We start from the raw sequence: 12746 nt of genomic DNA, 5'->3' as shown, positions 1-12746 counted from the left end.
TGACCCGACACCGCCGGCCGACCCGACCGGCGGTCCGGGAGCGGGGTGCTACGCGCCGCCGCCGGCGCGGACCAGCCCCGTCTCGTACGCGAGGACGACGACCTGCACGCGGTCGCGCAGGCTCAGCTTGGTCAGGATGCGGCCCACGTGCGTCTTGACCGTGGCCTCGGAGAGGACCAGGCGGGCGGCGATCTCGCCGTTCGACAGGCCCTGGGCCACCAGCAGCATGACCTCGCGCTCGCGCTCCGTCAGCCGCTCGATCTCCTTGTTCTGCGGCTCCTGCGTGTTCGTCGGCAGCATCGGCGCGAAACGGTCCAGCAGGCGCCGGGTCGTGGACGGGGCCACCACCGCGTCCCCGCTGTGCACCGAACGGATCGCGGCCAGCAGCTCCGCCGGCGGCACGTCCTTCAGCATGAACCCGCTCGCGCCCGCCTTCAGCCCCGAGAAGGCGTACTCGTCCAGGTCGAAGGTGGTCAGGATGATCACATCGGGGTGCTCGTCCCGCTCGCAGATCCGGCGCGTGGCCTCGACCCCGTCGAGCTTCGGCATCCGGACGTCCATCAGCACCACGTCCACCTTCGTGGACCGCAGCACCTCCAGCGCCTCCAGGCCGTCGCCGGCCTCGGCGACGACCTCCATGTCCGGCTGGGCGGCGAGCACCATGCGGAAGCCCGTGCGCAGCAGTACCTGGTCGTCGACCAGCATCACTCGGATGGACATCAGTTACCTCGACCTCGTCATTTCTTCTTGAGCGGGAGAAGCGCGCTGATCCGGAAGCCGCCGCCGGGACGCGGGCCCGCGTCCAGGGTGCCTCCGACCATGCCGATCCGCTCGCGCATGCCGATCAGCCCGTGCCCGGCGCCGTCGGCGCCGCCGTCCTCGTACAGCTCGTGGGCCGCCCCCCGGCCGTCGTCCTCGATCAGCAGGCCGAGCCCGTCGTCGAAGTAGACCAGCCGGACGCTCGCCTTGGCGTCGGGGCCGCCGTGCTTGCGGGTGTTCGTCAGCGCCTCCTGCACGATCCGGTACGCGGTGAGCTCGACGCCCGTGGGCAGCCGCCGCGGTGTGCCCTCGACCTCGAAGTCCACCGTGAGCCCGGCCGCCCGCACCTGCTCGACGAGGACCTCGATCTGCTCCACGTCGGGCTGGGGCACGTAGTCCTCGGACTCCTGGGGCTCCCCGGTGCGCAGCACGCCGAGCAGCCGGCGCATTTCGGCCAGGGCCTGGCGGCCCGTGCCGGAGATGGTCTGGAGGGCCTCCTTGGCCTGGTCCGGGGCCACGTCCATGACGTACGCGGCGCCGTCGGCCTGGACCACCATCACCGAGACGTTGTGCGCGACGACGTCGTGCAGCTCGCGGGCGATCCGGGCGCGCTCGGCGGCGACGGCCACCTTGGCCTGGGCCTCGCGCTCCTTCTCCAGGCGCTGGTTCCGCTCGACGAGCTGGGCGTAGTAGGCCCGGCGGGTGCGCAGCGAGTCGCCGAGCACCCAGGCGAGGGCGAACGGGACGATGGCGAACAGGGTGAAGAAGACGTTGCTCGAGGTGTCGCCCTTGTCCACGTGGAAGCGCAGGGCGTAGAGCGGGGCGGCGGCGATCCCGATGGCGAACGCGGTACGGGACATCCGGCGCGAGATCTCGGCCGAGGCGGCGACCGTGTACAGGATGATCAGCATCCCGAAGTCGGCCGTGTTCGTGTCGGTGTGGGTGAGGAGCTTGTAGACGCCGGCGCCGACGGCCAGCCAGAACATCGGCTGGGTCCACTTGCGGCGCAGGGCCACGACCAGGCTCAGCGCGATCACGGAAGGGACGGCGATCAGCTTTGCGGTGGCGCTGTTCGCGCCGTTGTCGGCGACTTGCAGCATCGCGATCCCGAACAGGAGGACAGCCCAGAAGCTGTCGACGCCCGTCGGGTGTCTGCGGAGGAAGTCGTAGAGGCGCTGCACGTAACCCAGAGTAGGCAAAGGAGATAGGTGCTGGAGTCAACCACAGGTGCGATCCGTGTGACGGGGGCGTACTCCCCAAGGTGGAGGCCGAGCTTAACCTTTCGGGGATGAGGACTCAGGGAGAAGTCACGGACCCGGTTCCGCTTCCGGTTCGGTGGCGGACCGCGATGGAGGCCGCGCTGTACGGGCCGGGCGGGTTCTACGTACGGCCGGGCGGGCCGGGGCCGGCCGGGCACTTCCGTACGTCCGTGCACGCCTCGCCGCTGTACGCGGGGGCCGTGGCGCGGCTGCTGCGGTGGGTGGATTCGGAGCTCGGGCATCCGCGGGAGCTGGACCTGGTCGACGTCGGGGCCGGGCGGGGGGAGCTGCTGACCGGGGTGCTGGGCGCGCTGCCGGCGGAGGTCGCGGGGCGGGTCCGGGCGTGGGCGGTGGAGCGGGCGGAGCGGCCGGCCGCGCTCGATCCGCGGATCCGGTGGGTGGCGCAGCCGCCGCAGGGTGCGCGGGGGCTGCTGTTCGCGAACGAGTGGCTGGACAACGTACCGCTGGACGTGGCGGAGGACGGGCACTACGTACTGGTCGACGGGGAGGGTACGCAGACCTGCGGGCCGGTGGTGGACGGCGCGGACCGGGCGTGGCTGGAGCGGTGGTGGCCGGGGCCCGGCCGGGCCGAGATCGGACGCGGGCGGGACGAGGCGTGGGCGCAGGCCGTGCGCTCGGTGTCGTGTGGCCTGGCGGTGGCGGTGGACTACGCCCACACTCGGGACGCCCGCCCCCCGTACGGCACCCTGACGGGCTTCCGCGGGGGGCGGGAGGTCGCGCCGGTGCCGGACGGTACCTGCGATGTGACGGCCCACGTGGCGCTGGACGCGTGCGCGGGGCCGGGGGCGGTGCTGGTGTCGCAGCGCGAGGCGCTGGGCCTTCTCGGGGTCTCGGGGGCCCGCCCCCCGCTGGCCCTGGCGTCCACGGACCCCGCCGGGTACGTCCGGGCCCTCGCCCGGGCCGGCGAGGCGGCGGAACTCACCGCCCGCGGCGGTCTCGGCGACTTCGCCTGGCTGGTCCAGCCGGTCGGCGTGCGTTCCTGGCCGGACTGACCGGTCCCGCTGCGCGGGGGGTCGCCCCGCGCAGCGGACCCGCGGACTGCTGCGTCTACTCCGCGGCTTCGTGGTCGTGGCCCGGGCGGAGGCCGCCGCCCGTGGCGCCGCCCGTGGTCGGGGCCGAGGGGACCGGCTTCGACAGCGGGGCCAGGTCGAACGCGTAGTGGCCGACCGCGTTCGCGATCACATCCACGTTGATGTCCAGGGCCTTCTGGTCGATGTTCGTGATGTCGTCGCCCTTGCCGTGGTAGTTCACGTCGTACGCGACCCCGGCCTGGCCCCCGAACTTCGCCGCCTGCGCCGCCGTCTTGATGCCCTCGGCGCCCGTGTCCGTGCCGCCGGACGGGATGCCCGCCTCGATGAACGGGCCGTAGTCCGAGCGGCCCGTGAAGTCGGAGCCCTCGTGCGGGATCTTCTGCGCGTCGAGGAAGTCGGTGATGCCCTTCTCCAGCTGCGCCGAGCCCTCCGGCCCCGGGCCCGAGCCGACCTTGTCCGAGTCGTCGCCGTCGTAGACGAAGTACGCGGCGTTCGGCGAGGCGATCATGTCGAAGTTCAGGTACAGCCTGATCTGCTTCTTCTGCGCGTCGCTCAGCCCGCCGACGTACGCCTCGGAGCCCAGCAGGCCGAACTCCTCCGCCGACCACCACGCGAACTTGACCTTGTTCTTGATCTTGTTCTGGCTGCTCGCGAGGCGCTGCGCGACCTGGAGGATGCCGGCCGAGCCCGACCCGTTGTCGTTGATGCCCGGGCCCGCCGCGACCGAGTCGAGGTGTGCGCCGAGGAAGACGGTGTTGTTCTCGTCGCCGCCCCGCGTCTCCGCGATCACGTTGTACGTCTTGCGGTTCTCCCGGAACTGGCGGATGTCGAGGGTGACCTCCACCGGCCCGGCCGTCGCCTCGGCGGCCAGCCGCTCGCCCTCGGCCTGGGAGAGGCCGCCGGTGGGGACCTTGCCCGCGTTCGCGTCGCCCAGGGTGCCGTTGAGGGCGCCCTCGGTGTTGTTGTAGATGATCGCGCCGACCGCCCCGGCCGCCGCCGCGTTGGCCTGCTTGACCGCGAAGGTGCAGCCGCCGCGCTTGACCAGCGCGATCTTGCCGGTGAAGGCGCCCGCGGCGAAGTCGCCGGGCTCGCAGCCGTTCGTACCGTCCGCGTCCACCGGCGCGACGGCGATCCGCGCGGTCACCCCGCCCTCGGGGCCGCTCGCCGTGTACGTCATCAGCTTGATCGGGACGTCGCGCCCGCCCGCGCCGTTGACCTTCAGCGTCTCGGCGATCGTCTCGACGTACACGAAGTCGAACTCGTTCTTCGAGACCTTGTAGCCGGCCGCCCGCATCACGGCCTCGACGTACTGCGCGGACTGCACGTGGCCCTTCGAACCGGCCACGCGCGTGCCCTTGTTGTAGTCGGCGATGGCCTGAAAGACCTTCAGGTGGTTGTTGGCGCCTTTGCCGGTCGAGTCCTTGACCAGTTTCCGGGCCAGTGCGTCACCCCGCGCGGCATCGCTCTGCGGGCTGCCGGTGGCACCGGCCGGCCCGGCGAGCATCAGCGGGGAGACGAGGGCCGCGGCGGCCAGGGCGGCGGTTGCTGCGGCTATACGGCGTGAGGGCATGAAGGTCCTTCCACGACAAGTACGGGCAGACAGACGGGCAGACGGGCAGACGGGCAGACGGGCAGACGGGCAGACGGGCGTACGGTCGGGCGTCAGTGGTGCGCGGTGGACGCACGGTATAGACCATGGGGCCGATCTCGCCAGAGGTTTCGCTGATTCCGGGTGGTGACCTCCGCATATCGGTGAGGGCCCGCCGCCGGTATCCGGCCGTCCGTCAGCGCAGGATGCCCTCGATGAACTCCGAGCCGATCCGGGCGACGACCCCCAGGTCCAACTGGTGCTGGACGTAGCGCCCTTGGCGCCAGGTGTGCAGCAGGCCCGCCTTCTTCAGGGCCGACAGGTGCCGCGACACCTCCGGCGCCGTGATCCCGTGTACGGTCGCCAGCTCGCTCGTCGTGTACGGGGCGCGGGCCAGGCTCCGGCACAGCATCATCCGCATCGGGTGCGCCAGCGCCTCCATCCGCCGCTGGAGCAGCTCCACCGAGCCCGGCTCGGGCAGTTCGGGGGAGCGGATCGGATAGTGGACCACCGGCACCCAGCCGGGCGCGTGCAGCACCAGCAGGTGCGGCCAGCCGAAGTTCGTCGGCACGAAGACCAGCCCGGGGCCTATCTCCGGGTCCGTCGCGGTGGCCGAGCCGTGCACCATCTTGTCGACGGTGATGGTGGTCGCGGCCTCGTCGACGCGCAGCGCGCTCGACACCTCGTGCAGCGTCGCCGCCAGCCCCTTGCGGCGCAGGACCTCGGTCTTGTGCCGGGCGTCGGCGCTCTGCTGCGGCTCGATCCGCCGCCAGGTCTCCGCGAAGAACGCCTCGTCGCAGTCCTCCAGGAGCCGGCGCAGCCACACCCGTACGGAGGCCGTGTCGTCCAGCAGCCGCAGCGAGAAGTCCAGCTGGCGCGGTCCGCGCGCGGCGGCCGTCTCCAGCGCCTTGGCCCTGGCCTGCGGGTTCTCCAGCGGGGAGGGCCCGCCGCCCTCGTTGTACAGCGCCAGCCAGCAGTGCTCCAGGGCGGCCATCACGAACCGCTCGTCGTCGATCCGGTCGAGTACGTCGAGCTCCTCGGCCAGCGTCGCGGCCGGCAGGCCGCTGCCGCCGGGGATCCCCGCGAAGGCCATGAAGATGTCGGAGAAGGAGCTGCGCCACATGAAATCGCCCTCCAGCAGCCGGTCCGCGAGGCAGGGGTCCAGCGCGGCGGCGGTGGCGGTGGTCCAGGAGGCCAGGCCGGGGTGGTGGGCGGGCTGCGAGAGGGCGTGCAGCGTCATGCAGAGCTCGGAGAGCGGGGAGGGCGCGAAACGGATGCGCCCCGCGGGGAGCCCGGCGATGTCGATGGTGACGCTCATCGGGCCATTCTGACCTGTCCCGGGCCTGTGACCTGGACGGACACGGATCGATTGACGAGGAGCGTCAATCGTCGTGCGGGGTGGCCCGACCGGGTCCAGGGTTGAGTCATGACAGCGATCGAGCAGTACCTCATCGACACGTACCGGGCGTCCCAGCTGGGCGAGCCGATGCCCCCGCCGCCGGGCCGGGACGACGTCGCCGTCCTGCGCTCGGCCCGTACGTACGCCCAGTTCCAGGCCGTCCTCGAAGGCCGCGAGGCCCGGCACCCCTGGCGGGCCGCCCTGCGCCGGCTGACCCACGCGCACGGAGCCCGGTGACGCGGCCGGCGGCGCGGCCGGCGGCGGCGGTGAGGCGGCCCGGTCAGCGGTCCCCGGGGTGGAAGTCGATCTCGTACGCGATCTCCGAGCGCCGGTCCGCGACCACGATGTCGGCGGTCTCCACGGCCCGGCCGTCCACCGCGTAGTACGTCCGCTCGATCTCGGTGATCAGCTCGCCGACGCTGATGCCGAGCAGATTGGCCTGCGTCTGGTTCGCCCGCGCAGGGCGCGGGACCTCCAGCGCCGAGGCGACCAGCACACCGATCGAGCGCATCCGCTCGATGACCCCGGCGCCCTTGAACGGGCCCGCCTCCGGCAGGACGACCGGAGTGCCGTCCGTGACCGCCATCGGCTCCCAGGACTCGCAGATCTCCACCGGCCTGCCCTCGGCCAGGAACTCGTACGTGGTGTGCACGCACGGGTCCCCCGGCGCGACGGCGAGCCGCTGCGCGATCCGCTCGGGCGCCGGCGTACGGGCCGCGGAGTGCGATTCCCACGTCAGGCCGCCACCGCCGAGCCCGGCCCGGCGGCGCCGCCGGGAGCGGACTATCCGCAGCCGCTCGCGCGGCGCGCACAGGTAGGTGCCCGAGCCCGCGCGGCCCTCCAGGAGCCCCTCGATGATCAGCAGCTCCAGCGCGCGCTGCGTGACGCTCTGCCCGACCCCGTACTCCCGGGCGAACCGGGACCGCGACGGCAGTTTGGAGCCGACGGGCCACTCCTCGGCCCCGATCCGCGCCCGCAGCGAGTCGGCCACCTTCAAGTACGCCGTATCACGGGCCATATGAGCCGTCCTGTACCTGTCGACGAGTTGGGCTCAAGCTAATTCATCAGGTCGAACCCGAGTCTTCAGAACGGCGAGGAGTGAGACGAGCGCCACACAGCCACACAGCCACGCCACCGCCCGCCCGCCGGTCGCGGACGGGCGGCGCGCGCGGCCTCAGTCGAAGTTCGGCGCGTTGCGCTCGTAGACCAGGCGCAGCCCGATCAGCGTCAGCCACGGCTCGTGGTCGTCGATGACCGAGGACTCACCGAGGACCATCGGCGCCAGGCCGCCGGTGGCGATCACCCGGACGTCGCCCGGGTCGCCGTGCGGGCCGGCCAGCTCCTTGGCCATCCGCGCGACGACCCCGTCGACCTGCCCGGCGAAGCCGTAGACCACGCCCGACTGCATCGCCTCGACCGTGGACTTGCCGATGACGTTGCGCGGCCGCGCCAGCTCGATCTTGCGGAGCTGGGCGCCCCGTACGCCCAGGGCCTCCATCGAGATCTCGATGCCCGGGGAGATCACCCCGCCCACGTACTCGCCCTTCGCGGACACCGCGTCGAAGGTGGTCGCCGTACCGAAGTCGACCACGATCGCCGGGCCGCCGTAGAGCTCGACGGCGGCGACCGCGTTGATGATGCGGTCCGCGCCGACCTCCTTCGGGTTGTCCATCAGGATCGGCACGCCCGTCTTGATCCCGGGCTCGACCAGCACCGCGGGGACGTCGCCGTAGTAGCGGCGGGTCACCTCGCGCAGCTCGTGCAGCACCGACGGGACGGTCGAGCAGATCGCGATGCCGTGGATGCCGTCCCCGAGCTCGCTGCCGAGCATCGGGTGCATGCCCATCAGGCCCTGCATCAGGACGGCCATCTCGTCGGCCGTCCGGCGCGGGTCGGTGGAGATGCGCCAGTGCTCGACGATCTCCTCACCGTCGAACAGGCCGAGCACGGTGTGGGTGTTGCCGACGTCGATGGTCAGCAGCATTACCGCTCCTCGCGCAGGTCCAGGCCGATGTCCAGGATCGGGGAGGAGTGCGTGAGCCCGCCGACCGCGAGGTAGTCGACGCCCGTCTCCGCGTACGCACGGGCGTTGGCCATGGTCAGGCGGCCCGAGGACTCCAGCACCGCGCGGCCGTGGACCAGCGCGACGGCCTCCTCGGTCTCGATCGGCGTGAAGTTGTCGAGCAGGATCAGGTCCGCGCCCGCGTCCAGGGCCTCGCGCACCTGCTGGAGGGTGTCGACCTCGACCTCGATCGGCAGGTCGGGGAACTGCTCGCGGACGGCCTTGAACGCCTCCGCGACACCGCCCGCCGCGATGACGTGGTTGTCCTTGACCAGCGCCGCGTCCGACAGCGACATGCGGTGGTTGACGCCGCCGCCGCACCGCACCGCGTACTTCTCCAGGGAGCGCAGGCCCGGTGTGGTCTTGCGGGTGTCGCGGACCTTCGCCTTGGTGCCCTCCAGCTCGTCGGCCCAGGTGCGGGTCGCCGTCGCGATGCCCGACATCAGGCAGAGCAGGTTCAGCGCGCTGCGCTCGCCGGTCAGCAGGTCCCGGGTGCGGGCCTTGACCGTCAGCAGCACCTGGCCGGGCTGCACCCGGTCGCCGTCCTCGACGTGCCGCTCGACCTCGAACTCGTCCTCGCAGACGACCGACAGGACGGCCTCGGCGACGCGCAGGCCGGCGACCGTGCCCGCCTCGCGCGCCGTGAAGTCGGCGTGCGCGACGGCGTCCTCGGGAACGGTGGCCACGGTGGTCACGTCGACCCCGCCGTCCAGGTCCTCGGAGATCGCCATGTGCGCGATGTCCTCGACCTCGATGGGGTCCAGGCCCGCGTCGGCGAGCAGCTGGGCGAGCGCCGGGTCCAGGCCGCTCTCCTCGCCGTCGCCGCACGCGCAGTCGTCGCCGCAGCCGCCGCCCGCGGACTGGTCGAGGAGCGGCAGCTCCGCGTGCTCGTGGTCGTGCTCGTGCCGTTCGGGGGTGCTCACGATGACTGCTCCTGGCTCAGGGGGTGCTGTACGGACGGAAAGCCCGCGGAGTCGGTGGGGGTGACGACCAGGGCCCGCCTCTCGGTGGCGGACAGCCGGACGACGAGGTGGCGGCGCCAGGCGGCGTCGTCCCGGTCGGGGTGGTCCTCGCGCCAGTGGCAGCCGCGGGTCTCCTCGCGGCGCAGGGCCGCTGCCACCAGCACGCGGGCCACGCACAGCAGGTTCGTGGCCTCCCAGGTCTCGACGCCGGGCACGGCGGTCTTGCCGTCCGTCTCCAGCGCCGTGAGGGCCGTCGCGTAGAGGTCCTCCAGGGCGGCGGCCGCCGTGCGCAGCGACGCGGCGGAGCGCAGCACGCCCGCGCCGTCCGTCATGATGCGCTGGACCTCGTACCGCGCCTCGGCGGGCTGGAGCGGGCCGGTCGCGGGGACCGGGATGCCGGGGCCGCTGCCGGCGGGCGCCCCGCCGGCGATGTCGGCGGCGATCCGCTCCGCGAAGACGAGCCCCTCCAGCAGGGAGTTGGAGGCGAGCCGGTTCGCGCCGTGCACGCCGGTGCAGGCCACCTCGCCGCACGCGTACAGGCCCGGGACGGTGGTCCGGCCGTGCAGGTCGGTCCGTACGCCGCCGGAGGCGTAGTGCGCGGCGGGCGCGACCGGGATGGGCTCGGTGACCGGGTCGATGCCGTGGGAGCGGCAGGCGGCCAGGATGGTCGGGAAGCGCTGCTCCCACATCTGCGCGCCGAAGTGCCGGGCGTCCAGGTACATGTGCTGCGCGCCCTGCTCCTGCATGCGGCGCATGATGCCCTTGGCGACGATGTCGCGCGGGGCCAGCTCGGCCAGCTCGTGCTGCCCCTGCATGAAGCGGACGCCGTCGGCGTCGACCAGGTACGCGCCCTCGCCGCGGACCGCCTCCGACACCAGCGGCTGCTGGCCCTCGGCGTCCGGGCCGAGGAAGAGCACGGTCGGGTGGAACTGGACGAACTCCAGGTCGGAGACCTCGGCCCCGGCCCGCAGGGCGAGCGCGACGCCGTCGCCGGTGGAGACCGACGGGTTGGTGGTGGCCGAGAAGACCTGGCCCATGCCGCCGGTCGCCAGGATCACGGCGGGCGCGTGGACGGCGCCGACGCCGTCGTGCTGGCCCTCGCCCATGACGTGCAGGGTGACGCCGGCCGTACGGCCCTCGGCGTCCTGGAGGAGGTCCAGTACGAGCGCGTTCTCGACCGTACGGATACCCGCCCGGTGGACGGCTTCGACCAGCGCGCGGGAGATCTCCGCGCCGGTGGCGTCGCCGCCCGCGTGCGCGATCCGGCGGCGGTGGTGGCCGCCCTCGCGGGTCAGCTCTATCTCGCCGGTCTCGGCGGAGGTGTCGAAGACGGCGCCGGTGGCCATGAGCCGGCGCACGGCGTCCGGCCCCTCGGTCACCAGCAGGCGTACGGCGGCCTCGTCGCACAGCCCGGCGCCCGCGACCAGCGTGTCGTCCAGGTGCTGCTCGGGGGTGTCGCCCTCCCCGAGGGCCGCGGCGATCCCGCCCTGCGCCCAGCGGGTGGAACCGTCGTCGAGCCGGGCCTTGGTGACCACGACCGTACGGCGGCCCGCGGCGGCGCAGCGCAGTGCGGCGGTCAGGCCGGCGACGCCGGAGCCGACGACCACGACGTCGGCGTCGAGGGCCCAGCCGGGGGCGTTGGCGTGCAGCCGTATGCCGGTGCCGGCGGTGCCGTTGCCTGGGGTGCTCACGTGTGTGCTCCGAACTCCAATGGGATGTTGTCGATCAGCCGGGTCGTCCCCACCTTGGCGGCGACGGCCAGGACGGCCTGCCCGGTGAAGTCGGGGCGGACGTCGGTGAAGTCCTGCGGATCCACCAGCGCCAGGTAGTCCAGCACCAGCGGCGGATCGTGCCGGCCCGCCTCCTCCAGGACGTGCCGGGCGGCGGCCCGTACGGCGTCCGGCAGCCCGGTGCCCGCGGCGGACACGGCGTGCGCGTCGGCGGCTGAGCGGATCTCGCCGAGCCGGGCCAGGGCGGTGGCCCGCTCGTCGCTGGCCGGGGAGGCCTCGGCGCGGGCGCGCAGCGCGGCCTGCGCGGCGAGCCGGTCCTGCCCGGCGAACAGGGCGCGCGAGAGGGCCAGGGCGGTGCGGCGCTCCTGGGCGGAGAGGTACCGGTTGCGGGACGACAGCGCGAGCCCGTCCTCCTCGCGGACGGTCGGTACGCCGACCACCTCGACGGGGAAGTTCAGGTCGGTCACCATCCGCCGGATCAGGGCGAGTTGCTGCGCGTCCTTCTGGCCGAACAGGGCCAGGTCGGGGCGGGTGAGGTGGAGCAGCTTGGCGACGACGGTCAGCATGCCGTCGAAGTGCCCGGGCCGGGTGGCCCCTTCGAGGCGCTCGCCCATCGGGCCGGCGCTGACCCGCACCTGGGGGTCGCCGCCGGGGTAGACCTCGTCGGCGGCCGGGGCGAACACGGCGTCGGCGCCGGCGGCCCGGGCGATCTCCAGGTCGGCGTCGAGGGTGCGGGGGTAGCGGTCGAGGTCCTCGTTCGCCCCGAACTGGAGGGGGTTCACGAAGACGGTGACCACGACCTGGCCCGTCTGCCCGGCCCGCTCGCGGGCCGTACGGATCAAGGTGGCGTGGCCGTCGTGGAGGGCGCCCATGGTCATGACGACGGCGCGGGGGCCGACGGCGGTCCGCGGGAGCTTGTGCAGCTCCTCGGCGGTGTCGATCAGCAGCAGGTCGGTCACTGGTCCCCACCCTCGGGATCGGCGAGTACGCCCAGGAGGTCCTCGGCGAGTTCGGGCTTGAGGAGGCCGTGCGCGAGGGCCCGGTCGGCGGTGGTGCGGGCCATCGCCAGGTATCCGGCGACCGAGGCCGGGGCGTGCCTGCGCAGCTCCGTGATGTGCGCGGCGACCGTACCGGCGTCGCCGCGGGCCACCGGGCCGGTCAGCGCGGCGTCACCCGAGCGCAGGGCGTTGTCGAGGGCCGCGCCGAGGAGCGGGCCGAGCATCCGGTCGGGGTGCTCGACCCCGGCCTTGTGCAGCAGCTCCATGGCCTGGGCGACCAGGGTGACCAGGTGGTTCGCGCCGAGGGCGAGGGCAGCGTGGTAGAGCGGACGGTTCTCCTCCGCGATCCACTCGGGCTCCCCGCCCATCTCGATCACCAGGGCCTCGGCCGCGAGCCGCAGCTCGTCGGGGGCCGTGACGCCGAACGAGCAGCCGGCGAGCCGCTGCACGTCCACCTCGGTGCCGGTGAAGGTCATCGCGGGGTGCAGGGCCAGCGGGAGCGCGCCCGCGCGGCGGGCCGGGTCCAGCACGGCGGTCCCGTACCGCCCGGAGGTGTGGACGAGGAGCTGGCCGGGCCGGACCGCGCCGGTCTCCGCGAGTCCCTCGACGAGGGCCGGCAGCGCGTCGTCGGGCACGGTCAGCAGCACCAGGTCGGCCAGCTCCAGCACCTGCGCGGGCGGTACGAGCGGCACGTCGGGCAGCATCCGCGCGGCGCGCCGGCGGGAGGCGTCGGAGACGCCGGACACGGCGACCGGCCGGTGCCCGGCCTGCTGGAGCGCGCGGGCCAGTGCGGGGCCGACCCGGCCTGCGCCGACGACGCCGACGGTGAGCCGGGCGGGGCGCGGTTGCTGGGATGAATTCACGCGGGGAAGGCCTTCCGTTCCAGTCCGCGGGGGGTACCGGACGATACGTCGCCATGCTAGCCCCTGGGCGTGTT

General features: G+C 73.3%; 12 protein-coding genes. 2 read left to right on the top strand and 10 right to left on the bottom strand.

Annotated features, from left to right (window positions below; genetic code table 11):
- Positions 1-48 precede the first annotated feature (48 nt).
- The gene (locus IF02_RS0119050) at positions 49-720 is read right to left on the bottom strand and encodes a response regulator transcription factor (RefSeq protein WP_030158510.1); all 672 of its coding nucleotides are present in this window, start codon (positions 718-720) and stop codon (positions 49-51) included.
- Between the two features lie 17 nt (positions 721-737).
- Positions 738-1940, bottom strand: coding sequence for a sensor histidine kinase (locus tag IF02_RS0119045; RefSeq protein ID WP_030158509.1), 1203 nt, complete (start codon positions 1938-1940; stop codon positions 738-740).
- Positions 1941-2047: 107 nt separating this feature from the next.
- Here IF02_RS0119045 and IF02_RS0119040 point away from each other — a divergent pair, with 107 nt between their 5' ends.
- Positions 2048-3031, top strand: a complete 984-nt coding sequence (locus IF02_RS0119040) for an SAM-dependent methyltransferase (RefSeq protein ID WP_030158508.1) — start codon at positions 2048-2050, stop codon at positions 3029-3031.
- A gap of 55 nt (positions 3032-3086) precedes the next feature.
- Here IF02_RS0119040 and IF02_RS0119035 read toward each other — a convergent pair whose 3' ends face one another.
- Positions 3087-4640, bottom strand: coding sequence for a M28 family metallopeptidase (locus tag IF02_RS0119035; protein WP_030158507.1), 1554 nt, complete (start codon positions 4638-4640; stop codon positions 3087-3089).
- A 214-nt stretch (positions 4641-4854) separates the two neighbouring features.
- Positions 4855-5976 carry a DUF5937 family protein gene (locus tag IF02_RS0119030; protein WP_030158506.1) on the bottom strand — a complete coding sequence of 374 codons (1122 nt, stop codon included), beginning with the start codon at positions 5974-5976 and terminating at the stop codon, positions 4855-4857.
- A 108-nt stretch (positions 5977-6084) separates the two neighbouring features.
- On the opposite strand from IF02_RS0119030, the gene IF02_RS0119025 reads away from it, so the two are divergent.
- Entirely contained in the window at positions 6085-6294 is a 210-nt protein-coding gene (locus IF02_RS0119025) for a hypothetical protein (protein WP_030158504.1), read from the top strand.
- A 43-nt stretch (positions 6295-6337) separates the two neighbouring features.
- Here the strand turns inward: IF02_RS0119025 and IF02_RS0119020 are convergent, their stop codons facing one another.
- The 6 genes from IF02_RS0119020 to IF02_RS0118995 all read right to left on the bottom strand — a co-directional run bounded on the left by IF02_RS0119020 (position 6338) and on the right by IF02_RS0118995 (position 12672).
- Positions 6338-7075: a GntR family transcriptional regulator gene (locus tag IF02_RS0119020; protein WP_030158502.1), complete on the bottom strand. Its 738-nt coding sequence runs from the start codon at positions 7073-7075 to the stop codon at positions 6338-6340.
- Between the two features lie 156 nt (positions 7076-7231).
- The gene (locus IF02_RS0119015) at positions 7232-8041 is read right to left on the bottom strand and encodes a type III pantothenate kinase (RefSeq protein WP_030158500.1); all 810 of its coding nucleotides are present in this window, start codon (positions 8039-8041) and stop codon (positions 7232-7234) included.
- Positions 8041-8997, bottom strand: coding sequence for a carboxylating nicotinate-nucleotide diphosphorylase (gene nadC / locus IF02_RS0119010; RefSeq protein WP_420708178.1), 957 nt, complete (start codon positions 8995-8997; stop codon positions 8041-8043). Before nadC ends, IF02_RS0119015 begins: the two co-directional genes overlap by 1 nt.
- A 41-nt stretch (positions 8998-9038) precedes the next feature.
- Entirely contained in the window at positions 9039-10772 is a 1734-nt protein-coding gene (locus IF02_RS0119005; RefSeq protein ID WP_030158496.1) for an L-aspartate oxidase, read from the bottom strand.
- Positions 10769-11770, bottom strand: a complete 1002-nt coding sequence (panC, locus tag IF02_RS0119000; RefSeq protein ID WP_030158494.1) for a pantoate--beta-alanine ligase — start codon at positions 11768-11770, stop codon at positions 10769-10771. The genes IF02_RS0119005 and panC overlap by 4 nt, the downstream gene beginning before the upstream one ends.
- The gene (locus IF02_RS0118995) at positions 11767-12672 is read right to left on the bottom strand and encodes a Rossmann-like and DUF2520 domain-containing protein (protein ID WP_030158492.1); all 906 of its coding nucleotides are present in this window, start codon (positions 12670-12672) and stop codon (positions 11767-11769) included. Before IF02_RS0118995 ends, panC begins: the two co-directional genes overlap by 4 nt.
- Between the last annotated feature and the right edge of the window lie 74 nt (positions 12673-12746).

Source organism: Streptomyces sp. NRRL S-244 (genome assembly GCF_000717915.1).
Lineage (GTDB): Bacteria > Actinomycetota > Actinomycetes > Streptomycetales > Streptomycetaceae > Streptomyces.
Note: the sequence above shows the minus strand (reverse complement) of the source record. Positions and strands in the feature narration are given on the sequence as shown.

Coding starts and splice junctions, on each gene's coding strand:
- IF02_RS0119030 (WP_030158506.1), bottom strand. CDS start 5,976: ATGAGCGTCACCATCGACATCGCCGGGCTCCCCGCGGGGCGCATCCGT.
- IF02_RS0119050 (WP_030158510.1), bottom strand. CDS start 720: ATGTCCATCCGAGTGATGCTGGTCGACGACCAGGTACTGCTGCGCACG.
- IF02_RS0119025 (WP_030158504.1), top strand. CDS start 6,085: ATGACAGCGATCGAGCAGTACCTCATCGACACGTACCGGGCGTCCCAG.
- IF02_RS0119035 (WP_030158507.1), bottom strand. CDS start 4,640: ATGCCCTCACGCCGTATAGCCGCAGCAACCGCCGCCCTGGCCGCCGCG.
- IF02_RS0119015 (WP_030158500.1), bottom strand. CDS start 8,041: ATGCTGCTGACCATCGACGTCGGCAACACCCACACCGTGCTCGGCCTG.
- IF02_RS0119040 (WP_030158508.1), top strand. CDS start 2,048: ATGAGGACTCAGGGAGAAGTCACGGACCCGGTTCCGCTTCCGGTTCGG.
- IF02_RS0119020 (WP_030158502.1), bottom strand. CDS start 7,075: ATGGCCCGTGATACGGCGTACTTGAAGGTGGCCGACTCGCTGCGGGCG.